Below are 21026 nucleotides of genomic sequence, written 5' to 3' on the forward strand. Positions count from 1 at the left end.
ACCCATGCACAGCACGCGCGAATACAACTTTGACGGTCTGGTCGGCCCATCGCATAACTATGCCGGCCTGTCGTTCGGCAACGTGGCCTCGTTCAGCAATGTGAAAAGCGCCTCCAATCCGAAGCAGGCCGCCTTGCAGGGCCTGGCCAAGATGCGTGCGCTGGCCGCGCGCGGCTTTGCGCAAGCCTTGCTGCCGCCGCAGGACCGGCCCAATTTCCGCCTGCTGCGCAGTATCGGCTTCACCGGCACCGATGCCGAAGTGCTGGCGCGCGCCTACAAGGAGTCGCCCGTCATCCTGGCTTGCGCCTATTCCGCCTCGCCCATGTGGACGGCGAACGCCGCCACGGTCAGCCCGTCGGCCGACACGCAGGACGGCCGCGTGCATTTCACGGCCGCCAACCTGAATAACAAGCTGCATCGCGCCTTCGAGCACGCGCAGTCGGCGCGCAGCCTGCGCGCCATTTTCAGCGACGACCAGCACTTCGCCGTGCATGAGGCGCTGCCATCGACGCCGGCCTTTGGCGACGAGGGCGCGGCCAACCACACGCGTTTGGGTGCGAACCACGGCGCGCCATCGGTTGAATTGTTCGTGTATGGTCGGGTGGAGTTCGATCCTTCCGCGCCGTCGCCGAAGCGTTACCCGGCGCGCCAGACCCTGGAAGCGTCGCAAGCCGTGGCGCGATTGCATGGCCTGGACGCGAAGCGCACCGTGTACGTGCAGCAGAACCCCGACGTGATCGACCAGGGCGTGTTCCATAACGACGTCATCGCCGTCGGCAATGGCAATGTGCTGTTCTATCACGAGCAGGCGTTTGCCGATGAAGAGGAGAGCCTGTCGCAGCTGCACCGCACCGTCGCTGCCACGGGTGCCGACTTGCAGGCGCTGCGCGTGGACACGGGCCAGGTGCCGATCACAGATGCCGTCAGCAGCTATCTGTTCAACAGCCAGTTGCTGACGAAAGAGGGCGGCAAAATGGCGCTGGTGATTCCGCAGGAGTGCCAGGAAAACCGCGCCGTATCGCGCTACCTGGAAGGCCTGGTGGCCAGCGGTGGCCCCATCGATGAACTGATTCATTTCGATCTGCGCCAGAGCATGCGCAACGGTGGTGGGCCTGCCTGCCTGCGTTTGCGCGTGGCCCTGACGGAAATCGAGGCGCGCGCCATGCACCAGGGCGTGATCATGACGGAAGCGTTGTACCATCGGCTGGTGCAATGGGTGGAGAAGCACTACCGCGACCATCTGGAGCCGGGCGACCTGGCCGACCCGCAGCTGGCGCTGGAAGTGCATGCGGCGCTTGAAGAATTGACGATCATCCTCAGCTTACCTCGATTGTACGACTTGTAGGCGATAGAAAAAACACAGAAAAAATCCGAGACAGACTATCCGCAACACAGACAGAATTGGACGGGCGACCCCCGTCTCTTGACACCGCTGCCGCCCAGCCACAAGCCCGAACGACAGCGTTGGACATTCACATTACCGTAATGGAGATGCAAGATGAATCACACGCCACAAGATTTGCGCACACAAACGCTGGAGCTGATTAACGCGGCTGGCAGTGCGAACAAGGCGGCAACGCCTGTCGTACAACTGGTGCAGGCATGGCTGGACTCGCTCGACGCCGAAGACCTGGCCGATATCGCGCCCGACAGCCTGGCGCCCGTGCTGATCGACGGTTTCACGCAAGCGGCCAAGCGGACCGGCAGCGGCTGCCAAATCGCCACCCTGCGTTATGCGGATGGCCGTGGCGGCATGGCGAGCGCCTTGCTGATCCTGAACAAAGACATGCCTTACCTGGTCGACTCCATCGTCATGGCCATGCGCCGCCAGCACCTGGCCGTGCGCGGCGTGATGAACACCGTGCTGCCCGTGCGCCGCGCTGCTGACGGCAGCGTGGAAGCGGTGCGCCAGCCGGGCGACCCGCTCGAATCGTATGTGCTGGTGCTGCTCGACGAAGAGCTGGCGCCGGAAGCCCTGGCCGCGCTGGTCGCCGCCCTGGAGATGGTCGCGCGTGACGCCTTTGTCGTGCGCCGCGATGCCGCCGCCATGAGCGAGCGCCTGGCCGCCGTCGCCACGACCGCTTCCCGGCATGGCGAAGAAGGCGCGGAAGTCGCCGCCTTTTTGGAGTGGGCCCGCAGCGGCGGCTTTGAAGTGTTCGGCTACGCCTATTACCGCGTCAAGCCGGGCGTGCGCGAACTCGAACGCGATATTCCTAGCCGCGTCGGCGTGCTGCAGGATACGGCACACCTGGTCTACAGCACCTGCCTGGCGAATATTCCCGGCGACTTCGACACCCTGGCCAAGCGCGAATCGGCGCTGTCCATCGTCAAGGCCGACGTGGCAGGTACTTTGCACCGCGACCAGCAGCTCGACTTCATCGGCGTGCGCGACATGGATGCGCAAGGCGCGATCCTGGGCGAGCATTGCTTTGTCGGCCTGTTTACCCGTGCCGGCAACTCCACCCCACTGGCGGCGCTGCCGTTTGCGCGCGGCCGCGTGGCCAAGGTATTGAGCCTGGCCGGCGTGCGTCAGCAAGGCTTCCGCGCCGAGAAATTCCGTGAAATCCTTGAGTCCTTGCCGCGCACCGAAGCGCTGGAAGCAGACCTCGACTGGCTGGCGCAAGTATGCGGTGCCGTCGTCTCGCTGTACAAGCAGCCGCGCACCAAGGTCTTCGCGCGCCGCGACGTGTACGCGCGCCACCTGAACGTGCTGGTCTACCTGCCACGCGAGCGCTACAGCGCCAGCGTGGCGTCGAGCCTGGCAAAGGCCCTGCAAGCCAGTTCCGGCGCCACGCACGTCAGCACGCAAACCCTGGTGGCCGACGGCCCCCTGGCGCGCGTCTACCTGATCGCCCACGCCGCCCGTTACCCGCTGGACCTGGAAACGGATATCGAACAGCCGTTGCTGGGCGTGCTCGATGGCTGGCATAACGGCTTTGCCGCCGTGGCCGACGCCGTGCCCGACGTGGCCCTGCGCACCAGCCTGCGCAAACTCTGCGCTACTTTACCGCTCGATTACGTGGCTGCCACCGCGCCGGCCGTCGCCTTCCGCGACCTCGACACCATCCTGCGCAACACCGATCCATCGCACGTGGCCGTGCGCATCGAGACCGGTGCCGTCACCACCATCCGCCTGTATTCGGCCAACAAGGTGCCGCCGCTGTCGGCCATCCTGCCGGCGCTGCATAACGCGGGCGTGGCGATCGACCGCGAGCAAGCCTTCTCGATTTCGCCACCCGATGGCACGCGCTATTTCGTCACCAGCCTGACGGTCGATGCCGCCAGTGCGGCGAAACTGGCGCAGCCGGAAGTTGTCGCCGTGGCGCAGGAATTGTTTGCCGCGCTGTTCAACGATGAAGCAGAAGATGGCCGCCTGAATGGCCTGGTCATCGAAGGCGGTCTGTCGACGCGCGAAGTGCAACTGGTGCGCGCTTACACCAGCTACTGGCGCCAGACGGGCAGCCGCTTCTCGGTGCGCTACATTGCCGAAAGCCTGCGCAAGCAGCCGGCCCATGTGAAAGCCCTGGTCGACGCCTTCTTGCAGCGCTTCGATCCCGCGCTGTCCGACGCGCAGCACGCGGCCGCCCTGGAGGCGATCACCACCATCAAGGCCGGCCTGCCGTCCGTGAACCATGCCGACACCGAGGAAATCCTCGGCGCGCTGGCCGACCTGATGGCCGCCACCCTGCGTACCAGCTACTTCCAGAACAATCAAGCCGGCGACAAGATCATCTTCAAGTTCGACACCAGCAGCCTGGCGCTGGTGCCGGAACCGCGTCCTTACCGCGAGATTTTTGTCTTCTCGCGCCGCTTTGAAGGCGTGCACCTGCGCGGCGGCCCCGTCGCCCGCGGCGGCTTGCGCTGGTCCGACCGCATGGAAGACTACCGCACCGAAGTGCTGGGCCTCGTCAAAGCCCAGATGGTGAAAAATGCCGTCATCGTGCCGGCCGGCGCGAAGGGCGGTTTTGTCTGCAAGATGATGCCGAAGGACGCCGTGCGTGAAACCATCGCGGCCGAAGGCGAAGCCGTGTATCGCCTGTTCATTTCCAGCCTGCTGGAAGTGACGGACAACCGTTCGCTGGGCAATATCGTGCCGCCAGTCGACACCGTCTGCTTCGATGAAGCCGATCCTTACCTGGTGGTGGCTGCCGACAAGGGCACGGCCACTTTCTCCGACATTGCCAACGGCATCGCCGTGCAGCGCGGCTTCTGGCTCGGTGACGCGTTTGCCTCGGGCGGCTCGAACGGCTACGACCACAAGAAACTGGGCATTACCGCCAAGGGCGCATTCGAAGCCGTGAAGCGCCACTTCTATGAAATGGACCACGACCTCAATACCACGCCGATCACCATGGTCGGCGTGGGCGACATGTCGGGCGACGTGTTCGGCAACGGTGTATTGCTGTCGCGCCAGTTGAAACTGGTGGCCGCATTTGACCACCGCCACATCTTCCTCGACCCGACACCGGATGTCGCCGTCTCGTTCGACGAACGCGCGCGCCTGTTCGCCTTGCCGCGTTCCTCGTGGGACGACTATAACAAGGAGCTGATCTCGGCAGGCGGCGGCGTGTATCCGCGCTCCGCCCGTACGATCGAGCTGTCGCCGCAAATCCGCGCCGCGCTCGATATCGCAGAAACCTCGCTGGCGCCGGAAGAACTGATGCACCGCATCCTGAAATCCCCGGTGGACCTGTTCTACAACGGCGGCATCGGCACCTACATCAAGGCCTCGACCGAGACGCACGCACAGGTGAAGGATCGCGCGAATGACCATATCCGCGTCAGCGGCAATGAGCTGCGCGTGAAAGTGGTGGCCGAAGGCGGCAACCTGGGTGCGACGCAGGCTGGCCGCATCGAATTCGCGCTGGCGGGCGGGCGCATCTTCACCGATGCGATCGACAATTCGGCCGGCGTGGATTGCTCGGACCATGAAGTGAACGTGAAAATCTGGCTGGACGTGGAAGTCAATGCGGGCAAGCTGACGGAAGCCGAACGCAATCGCGAGCTGTATGCGATGACGGACGACGTCGAGCGCCTGGTCTTGCGCGACAATACGCAGCAGACGCATTTGCTGGTGCGCGAGCTGCAGGCGCAAAGCGAGAGTGCCGTGCAGGATGGCTATGCCGCCCTGATCGCCAGCCTGGAAGAAGAGGGCGCCCTGTCGCGCGAACTGGAGCAACTGCCATCGGTGGCCGAACTGGCGCGCCGCAAGCTCGATAACCGTGGCTTGACCACGCCGGAACTGGCGGTGGTGATCGCCAACGTCAAGAACCGCTTCAAGCGCATTCTGTCCGCCCTGCCTTTGATCGACGAAACGTGGGCCGAGCCGGTCCTGAAACCGTACTTCCCGTCGCTGCTGGTGGAAACCCGTTCGGCGCTCGACCACCCGCTGGCCAACGCCATCCTGGCGACCGTGCTGGCCAATGAAGTGATCAACCGCTGCGGCCCGCTGATGATCCGCAACCTGGCGGCGGAACATGGCGTGGACGAATCTGCCGTGATCCTGGCCTGGGGCCAGGCTTGGGTGGCGCTGAACCTGGCGCCCGTGTTTGACGCGCTCGATGCGGATGCCTTGACGATTCCACGCGAAGTGTCGATCAAGGTCGACGCGCAAACGCGCGTGCTGCAGCAGACCATGATCGCGGGCGTCTTGTCCGTGCCGGCCGAGCAATTGCGTGGCGCCGGCCTTGCCGAACTCACGCGTTTGTTTGGTGCGGAATCGAAGCGCGAGCTGCTGCAAGCGGTCGGCATCAAGTCCGAAGCGGCGCTGGTGCCTGGCCTGAAACCTGCCTTCGTGCAGGCGTGGGATGCGGTCGACGCGCTGGAAGTCGTCGCCGGCTTTCTGTTCCCGGCCCTGTCCGTGCCGCGTCCTGTCTCGATGGACCTGGCCGCCTTCCTGCAAGTGGGCCTTGCCCTGCGCAGCCAGGCGGGCATCGATACGCTGGAACGCGGCCTGAAGCTGGCCGCGCAAGGCAAGTCGCAAGAGCAGTTGCGCAACTACGCGCAGCAAGCGCTGCGCCGCACGCAACAGCGCTTGCTGACGCAGGTGCTGGCGCGTGCCGAGCAAGGCAATGCGGGCCAGGCGGTCGATGCGGTGACGGGCGCGCTGGGCCTGTCGGCCTATGTGGCGGCGACGGAACTGGAGCAAGCCATGCTGGACGTGTGGACGCTCTCCGAGGCTGTGAATAAAGTGACAGTGGAAGCGGCTGTGTAATGACGCAAGAAGTACGACAAGTTGGGCAGGGCGCTGGCGGCTTGCCTCCAGCCGTGCAGGCGCTGGCGCAGGCCGATTTCAGCGGCGTGGCGCAGTTGTTTGCCAACGCCGGTTTCACGGTGGCCTTGCCGGCGCCGGGCATGCTGCAAGTGGTCAAACCGCAGGCCGATGAGGGCCGCGCCAGCGTGGCCGTCTCGGTGGGCGTGCATGGCGACGAGACGGGGCCGATCGAAGTGCTGGCGCATCTGCTCGACGCGCTGTCGCGCGATGCGTCGGCGCTGGCCGTCGACTTGCTCGTCTGTGTGGGCAATGTCGATGCGATCCGGGCCGGCAAGCGTTTCATCGACGCCGACCTGAATCGCATGTTCCGCCCCGTGCGGGGGAGCCTGGCGCAAGCGGCGGAAAGCGCGCGCGCCGATGAAATGATCGCTGCGACAACAGCGTTCTTTGGCGCGGCGGGCCCCGTGCGCTGGCACCTGGATTTGCACACGGCCATCCGGCCTTCCGTGTACCCCACGTTTGCCATCGTGCCGGACCTGGTGGCCGACGACGCCAAGGCGCAGCTGATCGATTGGCTGGGCCAGGCGGCCATCGGCGCCATCATCATGAACCCGCAGTCGGCCGGCACGTATAGTTATTATTCGGCCGAGCATTTCGGCGCGGCCGCCAGCACGGTGGAACTGGGCCGCGTGGGCACCCTGGGGCAGAACGATTTGTCCCTGTTCGACGACGTGTCGCGGGCGCTCGACGGCTTGCTGCGCGGCCTGCCTGCGCAGCCCGTCAAGGCGCAACCGCACGTGTTCAAGGTGGCGCAGGAAATCATCAAGCACAGCGATGAATTCCGCATGGCGTTCGACCGCAGCACGCAAAATTTCACGTCCCTGCCGCAGCACGCCGTGATTGCCAGCGATGGCGACCATGTGTACACGGTGCAGCACGCGGAAGAACTGGTGGTGTTTCCGAACCCGGATGTGCGCGTGGGCTTGCGCGCGGGGCTGATGGTGGTGCGTACCTCCTGATCGTCCAGCCATCACGCAGTATCAGGCGCCAGCCGGGGAAACCCGCCTGGCGCTTTTTTGTGGAAAAAATGCCGCACGGAAATAATTATCCATTAAGCAATCAACTGGTTTAAAATATTTGCCCTTTTGCAATTTCTTGGACCGATCATGTTGAAACGCCTGCTGACAGCCCTGCTGTGCCTGACCCTCTCCGGCTTGACGTCTGCCGCCCCTGCCGATGAGAAGGCAGGCGCAGCGGAAATGACGTCCGAGCAATTCCTCGCCCAGTTGCACCTGCAGCGTGGCAAGATCACTTTGCCAGGCGGCATCGCCACCCTGGATTTACCCGCCAACTTCCGTTATTTGTCGCCGACGGACGCCGAGCGCGTGCTGGTCGATGCCTGGGGCAATCCACCGGGCATGGAATCGCTGGGCATGATCGTGCCCGCCAAGACCAGCGTGCTCGAGCGCGATAGCTGGGGTGTCATCGTCACGTATGAAAAGGAAGGTCATATCAAGGATGACGATGCGGACAGCATCAAGTACGACGAATTGCTCAAGGATATGCAGGCATCCGTACTGGAAAACAATGCGGAGCGCAAGAAGCACGGTTATCCCGGCATCCATCTGATGGGCTGGGCGGAAAAACCCAGCTATGCCAAGGATACGCACAAGCTGTACTGGGCCAAGGATCTGATGGTCGATGGCGGCGAGCATTCGTTGAATTACAACGTACGCGTGCTGGGCCGCGAAGGCGTGTTGAACCTGAATGCGATCGCCGGCATGCAGCAGATCGAGGCGATCAAGAAAGAAATGCAGCAAGTGACGGCGTTCACGGAATTTACCGACGGTAACCGCTACACGGATTTCGACAGCAAGACGGACAAGGTGGCCGAATACGGCCTGGCGGCGCTGGTGGCCGGTGGCGTGGCCAGCAAGCTGGGCCTGTTTGGCAAACTGCTGGCGCTGCTGCTGGCCTTCAAGAAAGTACTGCTTCTGGCGCTGGTGGGCGGCGGCGCGGCCATCGTCAAGTTCTTCGGCGGCAAGCGCAAGACCAAGCAGGCGCCGCAGGTCGAAGCGGCGGAACAGCCCAGCCATACGCCGGACGGCAAGGTGAATCTGGACAAGTAAGGGTATCTGTGCCGCTTGGTGCGCTGGCGCACAGGCGTGGCATTGCGCGCGCTGCCGGAAAACAGCGCCTCGGGTACACTGACTTATCGTTCACTATCAGGAGTTCGCCATGTCCGTGTCCATGTATCAGGCAACCATTCCCGTCTTCATCCGCGGCTTGCGGGTCGTTTCGGCCCTGCTGGAAAAAGCGCAAGCCCATGTCGAGGAAGGTGGCATCGTGCCCGAGATTTTACTGGGCGCGCAGTTGGCGCCCGACATGCTGGACTTGACGGCGCAGGTGCAGCGCGCCAGCGATACGTCGAAGATGTCGGTCGAGCGCCTGAGCGGCGTGCCGGCGCCGAAGTTCGAGGATAACGAAGCGTCGTTCGAGCAGTTGCAAGAACGCATCGCCAACACCATCGCCTACATCGACAGCGTCAACGCGGGCCAGATGGCCGGCAGCGCGCAGAAGGAAGTGGTGCTGAACTGGACTGACGAAGGCAAGACGTTCTCGGGCGACAATTACCTGCTCGGCTTTGCCTTGCCGAACTTCTATTTTCACGTTTCCATGGTCCACGCCATTTTGCGCAACAATGGCGTGGCCGTGGGCAAGCTCGACTATCTTGGCCCGTACGATTAACGCTGGGGCGGCTGCTGAACCTGATTCTGCACCGCATTGCCCAGCATGCCGCCGCCGATGACGCCGGCCACCGTCGCCAGCGCCTTGCCGCGGCCGCCACCGACCTGATTGCCGATCAAGCCGCCGATAACGGCGCCCGTGCCGATGCCCACGTAATTGGGCTGGGCCGGTGTCGGCGCAGGCACTGGCTGCGGCTGGCGCACGGGTTCGCGGTAGGCGGTGTCGCGGTAGCCATCGTTGTTATCGTTGTAGGCGGGGCGCGCCTGCGCCACTTGCGTGTGGTGCACGACGCGCTTGTGCACGACGGGCGCCGGGGCTGGTGCCGGGGCCGCCTGCGCGACGACGGGCGCTGCGACCGGTGCTGCCAGGGCCGCGGCATTCGCCGGCGTCATGGCGGCTACATCCGCCGGCACGGCCGGCACATTCGCCCGCGAATTGGGCAGGATGCCGGCGATGGACGCCGCGCCCACCAGGCACAGGACGGTCACGGAAATGGCGGCGCCGGCCATCAAGGGGTGGATGCGGCTGGCGGTGGTCGTCGTGTTCATGTGTTCTCCTGGGGTGGTATTGCCGGTGTTATTGATGTGTCCAGGTTAGCGGCCGCGCCTGTCCAAGGCTAGCCCTTGCGCTGTATCAAACGTAAGCAGGTGTAAGCCCTGCTGTCCAAAGCGCAGTAGAATCGGTGCTTCCCCCTTTCCGAAAGTCCGCCATGAGCCAGCTATTCACGCCGTATGCCCTGGGGCCGCTGCAGGTGGCCAACCGCATCGCCATCGCGCCCATGTGCCAGTACTCGGCCGACAATGGCAACGCCACTGATTGGCACATGATCCACCTGGGCCACCTGGCCCTGTCCGGCGCGGGCTTGCTGATGACGGAAGCGACGGCCGTCTCGCCCGAGGGACGCATCTCGGCCGATGACCTGGGCCTGTGGTCGGACGCGAACCAGACTGCGCTGGCCACGGTGGTGCAGGCGATCCGCCGCCACGCGCCGATTCCGCTGGTGGTGCAGCTGGGCCACGCGGGACGCAAGGCATCGAGCCGCGCGCCATGGGAAGGCGGCGCCTGTGTGCACCTGGCCGACGGCGGCTGGCAAACGGTGGCGCCGTCCGCCATCGCCCACGCACCGGGCGAAACGGTGCCGATCGCCCTCGACGAGATGGGCTTGCTGCAAATCAAGGGCGCCTTTGTGGCGGCCGCCCAGCGCGTGCATGCGCTCGGTATCGAGGGCATCGAACTGCACGCGGCGCACGGCTATCTGCTGCACCAGTTCCTGTCGCCCCTGTCGAATCAGCGCACCGACGCGTATGGCGGCAGCCTGGACAATCGCATGCGTTTTCCGCTGGAAATCTATGAAGCCGTGCGCGCCGCCGTGCCGGCCACGGTGGCCGTGGGTGTGCGCATCTCCGCCACCGACTGGGTCGAGGGCGGCTGGGAAATCGAGCAAAGCGTGCGCTTCGCGCAGGAACTCAAGCAACTGGGCGCCGATTTCATTCACGTCTCCAGCGGCGGCATTTCGCCGCAGCAGCAGATTCCCGTGGGACCGGGCTACCAGGTGGCGTTTGCCGAACGCATCAAGCGCGACAGCGGCTTGCCCACCATCAGCGTCGGCTTGATCACGGAGGCGCAGCAGGCGGAAGATATCATTGCGGGCGGCCAGTCCGACATGGTGGCGCTGGCGCGCGCCATCCTGTTCGACCCGCGCTGGCCCTGGCATGCGGCGGCCCAGCTGGGCGCGCAAGTGTCGGCGCCGCCGCAGTACTGGCGCTCGCAGCCGCGCGAGTACAAGCACCTGTTCGGCGACACGACCCTGGGCCAGCGCTGACAAGCCTGCTCTGCTACACTGACGCTACTTCCCCATTTCTCCAGGACGCTTCGACATGCGCCATTGATACTGCCGTGCTGTGCACGGCCTCGCCCTTCCCGCCAGCGCAGCATTGCGCCGCGCGGGTTCGCCAGCCTTGCTCAAGGAGTATCCATGCCCGCATTACTACAACTCGACCGTCTTTCCTTTGTGCTGCCCGATGGCCGCGCCCTGTTTTCCGATTTGCAATTTGCCTTTGCCCCGCAACGTATCGGCCTCGTCGGCGATAACGGCGTGGGCAAGAGCGTGCTGGCGCGTCTGCTGGCGGGCCAGGTGCAGCCGTCTTCTGGTGCCGTGCGTTGCGACGGCAGCGTGCATTACGTGACGCAGGAACTCGATCCGCAACACTATCCCAGCGTGGCGGCGCTCGCCGGTATGGAGGACTTGCTGGCGGCGCTGGCGCGCATTGCCGCCGGCAGCATTGACGAGGCCGACTACGCCTTGGTGGGCGAACGCTGGGATGCCCACGCCCGCCTGCGCCAGGCGCTCGATGCGCTCGATTTGCGCCATGTCGATGCCGATACCCGCTCGGCTAGCCTGAGCGGTGGCGAGCGCCAGCGCGTCGCCCTGCAGGGCGCCTGGCTGTCGCAGGCGGACTGGCTGGTGCTCGATGAACCGAGCAACCATCTCGATGTGCGGCAGCGCGCCCGCCTTGTGGCGCAGATGGCACGCTGGCCGGGCCGCTTGCTGCTGATCAGCCATGATCGCGCCCTGCTGGAGCACGTCGATGAAATCGTCGAGTTGTCGCCGCAGGGCTTGCGCAGCTATGGCGGTAATTACCCGGTGTATGCGCAGCAGCGCGCGCTGGAGCAGGCTGGCTACGCCGCTGCCCTGCAGGCGGAAAAGGCCGGTGTCAGGCGCGAACAGCGCGAGGCGCAGCAGCAAGTCGAGCGCCAGCAGCGGCGTGTCGGACGCGGTGAGCGCGAGGGACGCGAAGGCAATCAAAGCAAGCTTTTGCTCGATGCGAAAAAGGAGAAAAGCCAGGATAGCCAGGGCAAGCTGCGCCTGCGCGCACAAGAGGCGCAGCAGGCGCGCCAGCAAAGGGTGATGGATGCCAGCGCCCGCTGCGCGCCCGAGGCCGAACGGCTGCTGCTGGCGCCCGAGAGCCTGGTGCCCAACGGGAAACTGATCCTGGAACTGCGCGACGTGGTCTTGCCGCATGGCCAGGCGCAAGCGATCAACCTGGTACTGAGCGGCCCGCGCCGGCTGGCCGTGACGGGTGACAATGGCAGCGGCAAGTCGACCCTGCTGCGCGTGATCGCCGGGCAGCTGGCGCCCGCCAGCGGCGAACTGCGCTGCCATGCGCAGGTGGCCTGGCTGGACCAGCATGCAGGACTGCAAGACGGCGAGTGGAGCGCCGTGCAACGCTTGCAGGCTCGCAATAGCACTGTGGCGGAAGGGGCCTTGCGCACGCGGCTGGCGCTTTTGGGTATTGCCGGCGCGCGCGCCACCATGCCCAGCCGTTTGCTCAGCGGTGGCGAGCGCATGAAGGTGGCGCTGGCGGCCGAACTGTATGCGCAGGCGCCGCCGCAACTGCTATTGCTCGACGAGCCCGACAATCATCTGGACCTGGCCAGCCTGCAGGCGCTGGAGCAGATGCTGCTGCAATATCAGGGGGCGTTACTTGTGGTTTCGCACGACCAGGCATTTTTGCAGGCGATAAACCTTGACCCGGAGGGCTTGACATTGCAAAAGTGGTAATTTAATGAAAAAAGTCACGCTCGATGCCTGTAGAGCATGCTTCATGAACCGATGCTGAATTTTGTTTGATTGTCGGTATAATCCACTGAATAACCGGGCCTATTTGTGAACTAAAACTGCTGGTTCACCAATATGATGACGTTTAATCTGGCGCTGTTGTCGGTCACTGCCGCGCTGCCAGGGCGCCGTCATCCCGCCATCATCCTTTTTCTGCTGCTGATGAATTTCGGTTTCGTTTATATTGTTTTCTTGGAGAAATAGCATGTCGTTTTACGAAAAACTCAAGGCCCTCGACATCGAATTGCCAGTTGTTGCTGCGCCAGCTGCCGCTTACGTGATGCATGCCCGCACGGGCAACACCGTCTTCCTGTCCGGCCACCTGGCCAAGAAGGATGGCAAGGTCTGGGTCGGTCAACTGGGCAAGGACGTTACGACGGAAGAAGGCAAGATCGCTGCGCGCGGCATCGCCATCGAACTGATCGCCACCCTGCAAGACGCGTGTGGCGGCGACTTGAACAAGGTCAAACGCATCGTCAAGGTCATGAGCCTGGTCAATTCCACCTCCACATTCACGGAACAGCACCTGGTGACCAATGGCGCCTCGGAACTGTTCGTCGAAGTCTTCGGCGACAGCGGCAAGCATGCCCGCTCCGCCTTCGGCGTGGCGCAAATCCCGCTCGGCGCTTGCGTCGAGATCGAACTGATCGCCGAACTGGCCTGACGCAGTAGCCTGACCACATGAGCATGCCGGCGCTCAGCCGCCGGCCAGCCTTTTCCTCCTTTCCAGCAAGAGCGGAACCGCCATTGGGGTGGAGGGATTGGTGTATTCAAGAAAAAACGGAGACACGTAATGAAAACGAATGAACAAGGCTTGCACCGCGGCCTGGGCGAGCGGCAAATCCGCCTGATGGCGCTGGGCGCTGCGATTGGCGTGGGCCTGTTTCTGGGTTCCGGCAACGCTATCAAGATGGCCGGTCCCGGCATCATGCTGTCGTATATCATCGGTGGCGCGGTCATCTTCATGATCATGCGCGCGCTGGGCGAAATGGCCGTGCACAATCCCGTGGCCGGCTCCTTCAGCCGCTACGCCCAGGATTACCTGGGCCCCCTGCAAGGCTATCTGACGGGCTGGAACTACTGGTTCCTGTGGCTGGTCACGTGCGTAGCGGAAATCACCGCCGTCGCCATCTACATGGGCATCTGGTTCCCCGACACGCCGCGCTGGATCTGGGCCCTGGCGGCCCTCGGTTCCATGGGCGCCATCAACCTGCTGGCCGTGAAAGCCTACGGCGAGTTCGAGTTCTGGTTCGCCCTGATCAAGGTGGTCACCATCATCCTGATGATCATCGGCGGTACGGGCATGATCGTCTTCGGTCTGGGCAACGACGGCGTGGCCATCGGCATCTCGAACCTGTGGACGCATGGCGGCTTCTTCCCGAATGGCGCGCAGGGCGTGCTGATGTCGCTGCAGATGGTGATGTTTGCCTACCTGGGCGTGGAAATGATCGGCCTGACGGCCGGCGAGGCGGAAAACCCGAAGAAATCGATTCCCGACGCTATCAATTCGGTGTTCTGGCGCATCCTGATTTTCTATGTCGGCGCGCTGTTCGTCATCCTGTCGATTTACCCATGGAATGAAATCGGCACCACCGGCAGCCCCTTCGTGATGACGTTTGAACGCCTGGGCATCAAGACGGCCGCCGGCATCATCAACTTCGTCGTGCTGACAGCAGCCCTGTCGTCGTGCAATGGCGGTATCTTCAGCACGGGCCGCATGTTGTACAACCTGGCGCTGCAAGGCCAGGCGCCGAAGGCGTTTGCGGAAACCACGGCCAGCGGCGTGCCGCGCCGGGCCATCCTGGTGTCCGTGTTTGCCCTGCTGCTGGGCGTGCTGCTGAACTACCTGGTGCCGGAAAAAGTGTTTATCTGGGTCACCTCGATTTCCACCTTTGGCGCCGTCTGGACCTGGGGCGTGATCCTGGTCACGCAGATTCAGTTCCGCAAGACTTTGAGCCCGCAGGAAATCAAGAACCTGGCCTTCCGCATGCCGTTCGCGCCGTACGGTTCCTGGATTTCGCTGGCTTTCCTGGCGCTGGTGATCGGCTTGATGGCGTATTTCCCTGATACGCGCATCGCCCTGATGGTGGGACCAGCCTGGCTGATTCTGCTGACGGTGCTGTACTACGTGCTGGGCCTGGCGCCGAAAGACCGGCGCGACGACGTGCCGCAAGGCTACGAAGCAGGCTGGCCGACGGCCGATGCGCCCCACGTCAAGAAGTAATCCAGCGTAGTTGAGCTGAGCGAAAAGCGCGCCCCTGCCCCTGCAGCGGCGCGCTTTTTCTTTCATATTGGCAATTCCATGCTTCCCTGGCGCCAACACGCGTTTTGCGGCGCACGCCTGGCGTTGTTTCCTTACATCAAACTTCTGTTTAGCTGAGCCGATGAAAGCCCTATAATCGCTTAGTTTTGAAAATGGACGCGATCTTTCCGGTTTTTTCCCAGGTAAGTAATCGTCAGGAAATTATTGTGAATTTATAGCAAACAGAAGTGGATGTGATGCAAGGCGCCCGGCGCGACGCAGTGCGAGCACTGCTAGCGATGGGTAACGCAGCAGCGCGCCACTTATGGAAGCTAGAAAACACAAGAATTTATTGGGGGTTACTCAAGGCCGGAGCGCTATTTGTTTTTACCCGTCATGCGAAAATACGTGTGCCTCATAAAGGAAGTCGAGTGAGCCAAACCCTGGTCCAGAAACTTTGCCGCACCAAGCCGATCGATACCACGGTCGAATATGGTGAAGGCCTCAGCAGCAGTGGCTTGAGCCGGTCCATCGGCCTGTTTTCCCTCACCATGATCGGCGTCGGCGCCACCATCGGCACGGGTATTTTCTTTACCATGGTCGAAGCCGTCCCCAAGGCGGGCCCATCGGTCGTCCTGTCGTTCCTGATCGCCGCCATCACGGCCGGCCTGACAGCCTTGTGCTATGCGGAATTGTCGTTTCGCATACCCGCCTCTGGCTCCTCGTATTCGTTTGCCTACGCCACCGTGGGCGAGTTTCTTGCCTTCATCATGGCTGCCTGTCTGCTGCTAGAATACGGCTTGGCGGGCAGTGCCGTGGCCATCGGCTGGTCGTCCTACCTGAACAACTTCCTGGAAAATGCCTTCGGCTGGCATATTCCCGAGATGCTGCGCACGCCGATGATCGTTTCCGGTCCGCATGGCATGGAGTTTCATGCCGGCCACATCAACCTACCGCCGATCTTTCTGATCTGCATGTGCGGCTTCTTGCTGCTGCGCGGCGCCAAGGAATCGGCCCTGATGAACGCCATCATGGTCATCATCAAGCTGGCGATCCTGGTGTTTTTCATCATCATCGCGTTTTCCGGATTCAATGCCGACAATTTCTTTCCCTTCTTTAATACTGACAATAGCAAGGGTTTTGCCGGCATGACGGGCGTGACGGCCGCCGCCGGCACTGTGTTCTTCTCCTTCATCGGCCTCGATACGGTGGCCACCGCGGGCGATGAAGTGAAAAACCCGACGCGCAATGTGCCGCGCGGCATTCTCGGCGCCCTACTCATCGTCACCGTGTTTTATTTGCTGGTGGCCGTGGCGGCCCTCGGTGCGCAGCAGGCGAAATTGTTCGAAGGCCAGGAAGCGGGCCTGGCGGTGATCCTGCAAAACGTCACGGGCAAGACCTGGCCCGCGCTGGTGCTGTCGGCCGGCGCCGTCATTTCCGTCTTCAGCGTGACCCTGGTGACGATCTATGGCCAGACGCGCATCCTGTTTGCCGTCAGCCGCGACGGCCTGATCCCGAAGTCGTTCCAGAAGATCCACCCGCGCACCCTGGTACCGGTCAGCAATACCATCATCGTCTGCCTGGTGGTGGCCGTGGTGGCCGGCGCCATCGATGCAACTTATTTGTGGGATATGGTCAGCATCGGTACCCTGACTGCCTTCATGGTGGTCTCGGTTGCCGTGCCCGTGCTGCGCCACAAGCAGGGCGCCAACCGCATCGAAGGCTTCAGCGTGCCGTTCGGGCCCTACGTGATTCCAGGCCTGAGCATACTGGCTTGCCTGTACATCATGCGCGATTTGCCGCATACGACGTTTGTCGTGTTCAGCGTGTGGATGGCGGTAACGGTGGCCATTTATTTCCTGTACAGCATGCGGCATTCGCACTTGGGCAAGAAGGCCCGCTAATGCAATCTGCTCCATCCAAAACCGCCGCGCTTGCCGGCGGTTTTTTTTATTCTTAACCGGAATTTACATGATGAAAATAACTGATCTGGCCGCCTGCGGCTTGCTGGCAAGCAGCCTTCTGGGGAGCGTGGCGCAAGCCGCCCCTGCAACCGAGCTGGCATTGCACGATTACCGCGCCGTGGCCCTGTCGGCCAATGGCCAGCGCATCGCCGCCATCGAATCGAGCAAGGTGGGCGAACAGCCGCAGCGTCCGCATGCCGCCATCGTCGTGCGCGACGCCGCCAATGGCGCCATCGTGCAGCAATTCGACCCGTGTGCCGTGTGTTCTTATGACAAGCCCGGCTGGTCGCCCGATGGCAGGCAGCTGGCCTTCATCGGCTACGACGCCAAGGCTGGCATGGCGCATCTGTACCTGGCCACGATGGCACAGGCGCAAGCGCGGGTGTTGACCAGTATCAAAGGCGTGGCCAGCACGGCGCGCTGGTCGCCGGACGGCAAGCAGCTGGCCCTGCTCGCCACGGTGGGTGCGCGCAAGCTGGCCGGCGCCGTGGAGGCGGGTGCGCGCCAGGTGGGCGAAGTGGGCAGCGAAGACGATGCCCAGCGCATCGCCGTCGTGTCTGCCAGCGGCGGCGAAGCGCGTCTGCTGTCACCCAGCGACACCTATGTATATGAATACAGCTGGACGCCCGATGGCCGTGGCTTTGTTGCCACCAGCGCGCAAGGCAATGGCGACAGCAACTGGTGGGTTGCCAAGCTCAGCCATATTGAGGCGGCCACGGGCGCCCTGCGCGTGATCGCCTCACCGGCCATGCAGCTGAACCTGCCTTCCGTCTCGCCGGACGGCAAGACGGTGGTCTTCATCGGCGGCCTGATGAGCGACTTCGGCTCCATCGGCGGCGATATTTATACCGTACCGCTGGCCGGCGGCACGCCGCGCAATCTCACACCCGACTACCGCGGTACCTTCAATGGCGTCGTCTGGCGCGGCGCCGGCTTGCTGGCAACGGCCCTGATCGATTCGCAGCTGGCGCTGGTGCCTGTCGATGCGCAGACTGGTCCGGCCCAGCCGGTGCTGCTTGGTGAACTGAGCAGCAGCGGCAGCGATGGCCGTCTGTCGTTCAGCGCCGATGGCCGGCAAGCGGCTGCCACGCAGGAAGATTTTACGCACGCCAGCTATCTGGTGGCGGGACCGGTGGGCCAGCTGAAAAAGATCACGCGCGACAATGACGGCTTTGCGCCGCAGCTGACGGTGCAGAACGTGGGCTGGAACAACGAGCAATACAAGGTGCAAGGCTGGCTGCTGGGGCCGTTGTCGGTGGAGGCCGGCAAGCGCTACCCGATGATTGTCAACGTGCATGGCGGCCCAGGCGCTGCCGCCTCGCCCCGTTATGTGGCAGCGAGCACCGTGATCGAGGAATTGACGCAAAAAGGCTATTTCGTCTTCCTGCCCAATCCGCGCGGCAGCTTTGGCCAGGGCCAGGCATTTACGCGCGCCAACATGGCGGACTTTGGCGGCGGCGACTGGCGCGACATCCTGGCCGGCATCGATGCGGTGGAAAAAGTGGCCCCCGTCGACGGCCAGCGCCTGGGACTGATCGGCCATTCGTATGGCGGCTTCATGACCATGTGGGGCGTCACGCACAGCGACCGCTTCAAGGCGGCCGTGGCGGGTGCGGGCGTGTCGAACTGGATCAGTTATTACGGCCAGAACGGCATCAACCAGTGGATGATCCCGTTCTTTGGCGCTTCCGCGTATGACAATCCAGCCGTCTACCGCAAGGCTTCGCCCATCGAATCGATCAAGGCGGCCAAGACGCCCACCCTGATCTATGTAGGCGAGCGCGACGTGGAAACGCCGGCCGCCCAGTCGCTGGAATTCTGGCACGGCTTGCGCGCCATGGGCGTGCCGTCCAGCCTGTTCATTTATGACGGCGAAGGCCATTCCTTCCGCAAGCCCGAGCACCAGCGCGACTTGCAGCAGCGCACTATTGGCTGGTTTGAACGGTATCTGAAGTAGTGATCAGTGGCCTGCCACAGGCAGGCCAGCCTGGATAAAGCGGCTGACAAAATGTTCAGGGCTAGGCGCCGTGCCGAAGGCAGTACGAATGTACGACGAGGCGCGGCAACACCGCCATGGACTTTTTGTCAGGTACGCGGTGAGACGATGTGCACGATCGCCGCGCTATGTACCACGATCTTGTCGGCATCAGCCTGCAACAGACGGATACGTCGCTGCACCAGCGGCCAGCCCGACCAGGCCACTTCGCTGACGGGCGGTGCGCCAGGGGTAGCCAGCGGGGCGCTGATGGTGGCCTTGTCGTCGAGCTGCTCCAGCGCGCGCGACAGGGTCAGGCACACTTGCGTATGGCTGTGGCTGAGCAAGGCATTGACGGGCGCGACAGGCAGCTGGCTGGCGTGGCGCCCGAGGATGGAGCGCAGTGCCGCCACGTGGGCCACCAATAAGTAATTTTGCACGATGAACAGGTTGATGTCTTCCACGGCCCGCTGCTTGCTGGCCGGTTCATCGAGCATGCGTACCAGTGCCGAGCTGAGCGCGGCCAGGCTGTCCATCAGGCGCTTGCGCTCGATGCGGTAGGCGAAGTCATCGAAACATTTCCCCTGCAGCAGCTCAAAGCTGGCCTGCATATAGCTCAAGTTCACATTCAGTACCTGGCGCACCAGCCGTGGCAGGCTCTGGTATTCCCAGTTGGCCAGCACAAAGCTGAACACGGTGGCCACGGCGGCGCCGATCAGGGTATCGATCAGGCGTTCGCTGACCAGGTTCGGATTGCTGGGCGCCACCAGGTGCATTTGCAGCAAGATCATCAGGCTGACGGCGATGGCCGTGTAGCGGTAGCGCAGATAGATGAAGGTGGGCGTGGCCACGATGGAGAGGAACAGGATGGCCATCAGCACGATATTGCTGTGCACGAAGCGGATCACGATGGCCGTGACCACGCAGCCGATGATGGTGCCGATGATGCGGTCGGCACGGCGCTGGCGCGTCATGCTGAAGGTGGGACGCAGAATGATGACGATGGTGAGCACAATCCAGTAGCTGTGCGCCGCGTACGGCAGCCAGTGGCCAATCAGCAATCCCACCGAGATGGCCATCGATACGCGCAGGGCAAAGCGGAATATGGGCGAGTCCAGGCGCAAATTCGACAGCAGGGTTTTCAGCTCATATTTTTGCTGCGACAAAAACGGCGCCATGTCCGCGCCGCTCCAGAACGGCACGTCGGCATAGATTTTTTGCGTGGCCAGGTGCAGCTCGGCTATCATTTTTAAAATGGCACGGATCTTGTTGCGCTGCGCGCGCAGGGTCGCCAGCGCTTCCTGCGCACCGTCGCCTTTTGCGTGCAGGCGGGCAATTTCTGCTTCGATATCAAGCCATTCCTTGTCATAGCTGATCTGCGCATACGAGGCGCGCTTGCGCGTGACAGCATACGCCACGGCTTCGATGTCGCGCGCCGCCTTGTAGGCCAGGTCGTGCAGGGATTTGAGCACGTCAGAGTCGGCCAGGTGCTGGCGCAGCAGCGCGTAATCCGTGTGCGTCGAGAGTATCAGTTCGTATAAATCCAGCATGCACACGTGCACCTGCACGACGATGGCATCCTTGCTGTTCTTGTGGCTGCGCAAAATCAGGTCGCGCGACGCCTGCTGGCGGTCGGCCAGGATACTTTGATGGCGCACCAGCTTGTTGAATTGCTCCGTCAGATTGAAGCGCGTGTCGTAGAAATCGGCCTTGATGTCGATGTAGGCGGCCAGTTCGAACAGGGCTTCGGCCAGCACTTGCTGCTTGATGCGGTGGCGCAAGACCCAGGCGATGGCCATGGCGTAGGCCAGATAGATCAAGCCACCCAGCATGAACAGGCCCGCGTGGTGGAACGATTGCTGCCACGTCATCTGATGCTCCATCGACATGGTCATGATGAACAGGGCGGCCAGTTGCAAGGGCATGGATTTCTTGCCGTACACCACCATCATGCTGGCGAGAAAACTGACGAGGACGAGCACCGTCATCAAGAGCCACTGCACGGGGCCGCACAGGCTGATCAGCAAGGTGACGGCGCTGCACAGCAGCACCGAGGCCAGCATTTCGTTGAACTTGTGGCGCAGCGGGCTGGGCATGTCCATCAAGGTCGTGCACAGGGCGCCGATGCACACCGTCATGGCGGTGGCGCTGTCGCTGATTTCCTGGACCAGCAAGGCCAGGCCGACCAGCCCGATGGCCACGCGCAAGCCCAGGTAGAAATAATGGCTGTAAATAAAGGTGCGCAGGTTCAGTGCGTAGTGCAT

Annotated in this window: 14 protein-coding genes; 11 read left to right on the forward strand and 3 right to left on the reverse strand. The window is 63.0% G+C overall.

Going from position 1 to position 21026, the window contains the following annotated elements:
- The first annotated feature begins 4 nt into the window (after positions 1–4).
- From astB to ACQ4WL_RS21915, 5 genes are all read left to right on the forward strand, one after another.
- A complete protein-coding gene (gene astB, locus ACQ4WL_RS21895; protein WP_436511640.1) occupies positions 5–1345 on the forward strand; it encodes an N-succinylarginine dihydrolase in 1341 nt (446 codons plus the stop codon).
- Positions 1346–1498: 153 nt separating this feature from the next.
- The gene (locus tag ACQ4WL_RS21900; protein WP_436511641.1) at positions 1499–6214 is read left to right on the forward strand and encodes an NAD-glutamate dehydrogenase domain-containing protein; all 4716 of its coding nucleotides are present in this window, start codon (positions 1499–1501) and stop codon (positions 6212–6214) included.
- Entirely contained in the window at positions 6214–7233 is a 1020-nt protein-coding gene (locus tag ACQ4WL_RS21905; protein WP_436511642.1) for a succinylglutamate desuccinylase, read from the forward strand. The genes ACQ4WL_RS21900 and ACQ4WL_RS21905 overlap by 1 nt, the downstream gene beginning before the upstream one ends.
- Before the next feature lie 147 nt (positions 7234–7380).
- Positions 7381–8343, forward strand: coding sequence for a DUF2167 domain-containing protein (locus ACQ4WL_RS21910; RefSeq protein WP_436511643.1), 963 nt, complete (start codon positions 7381–7383; stop codon positions 8341–8343).
- Between the two features lie 109 nt (positions 8344–8452).
- A complete protein-coding gene (locus ACQ4WL_RS21915) occupies positions 8453–8962 on the forward strand; it encodes a DUF1993 domain-containing protein (protein WP_436511644.1) in 510 nt (169 codons plus the stop codon).
- Here the strand turns inward: ACQ4WL_RS21915 and ACQ4WL_RS21920 are convergent.
- Complete coding sequence (locus ACQ4WL_RS21920) at positions 8959–9510, reverse strand: glycine zipper 2TM domain-containing protein (protein WP_436511645.1); 552 nt, start codon at positions 9508–9510, stop codon at positions 8959–8961. The two genes, ACQ4WL_RS21915 and ACQ4WL_RS21920, sit on opposite strands and share 4 nt — an antisense overlap.
- Positions 9511–9671: 161 nt before the next feature.
- Here ACQ4WL_RS21920 and ACQ4WL_RS21925 point away from each other — a divergent pair, with 161 nt between their 5' ends.
- Complete coding sequence (locus ACQ4WL_RS21925) at positions 9672–10784, forward strand: NADH:flavin oxidoreductase/NADH oxidase (protein ID WP_436511646.1); 1113 nt, start codon at positions 9672–9674, stop codon at positions 10782–10784.
- A 153-nt stretch (positions 10785–10937) separates the two neighbouring features.
- Positions 10938–12524, forward strand: a complete 1587-nt coding sequence (locus ACQ4WL_RS21930) for an ATP-binding cassette domain-containing protein (protein ID WP_436511647.1) — start codon at positions 10938–10940, stop codon at positions 12522–12524.
- A gap of 99 nt (positions 12525–12623) precedes the next feature.
- Here the strand turns inward: ACQ4WL_RS21930 and ACQ4WL_RS21935 are convergent, their stop codons facing one another.
- On the reverse strand, positions 12624–12788 hold the full coding sequence (locus ACQ4WL_RS21935; RefSeq protein WP_436511648.1) for a hypothetical protein: 165 nt from the start codon (positions 12786–12788) through the stop codon (positions 12624–12626).
- On the opposite strand from ACQ4WL_RS21935, the gene ACQ4WL_RS21940 reads away from it, so the two are divergent.
- The 4 genes from ACQ4WL_RS21940 to ACQ4WL_RS21955 all read left to right on the forward strand — a co-directional run bounded on the left by ACQ4WL_RS21940 (position 12787) and on the right by ACQ4WL_RS21955 (position 18744).
- Entirely contained in the window at positions 12787–13245 is a 459-nt protein-coding gene (locus ACQ4WL_RS21940; protein ID WP_096238138.1) for a RidA family protein, read from the forward strand. The two genes, ACQ4WL_RS21935 and ACQ4WL_RS21940, sit on opposite strands and share 2 nt — an antisense overlap.
- A gap of 129 nt (positions 13246–13374) precedes the next feature.
- A complete protein-coding gene (locus ACQ4WL_RS21945; protein ID WP_436511649.1) occupies positions 13375–14805 on the forward strand; it encodes an amino acid permease in 1431 nt (476 codons plus the stop codon).
- 449 nt (positions 14806–15254) lie between these two features.
- The gene (locus ACQ4WL_RS21950; protein WP_436511650.1) at positions 15255–16727 is read left to right on the forward strand and encodes an amino acid permease; all 1473 of its coding nucleotides are present in this window, start codon (positions 15255–15257) and stop codon (positions 16725–16727) included.
- Between the two features lie 67 nt (positions 16728–16794).
- Positions 16795–18744, forward strand: coding sequence for a S9 family peptidase (locus tag ACQ4WL_RS21955; protein ID WP_436511651.1), 1950 nt, complete (start codon positions 16795–16797; stop codon positions 18742–18744).
- A gap of 128 nt (positions 18745–18872) precedes the next feature.
- On the opposite strand, the gene ACQ4WL_RS21960 is transcribed toward ACQ4WL_RS21955, so the two are convergent.
- Positions 18873–21026, reverse strand: coding sequence for an FUSC family protein (locus ACQ4WL_RS21960; RefSeq protein ID WP_436511652.1), 2154 nt, complete (start codon positions 21024–21026; stop codon positions 18873–18875).

It is taken from the genome of Janthinobacterium kochi (assembly GCF_051380715.1).
Classification (GTDB): Bacteria; Pseudomonadota; Gammaproteobacteria; order Burkholderiales; family Burkholderiaceae_D; genus Janthinobacterium.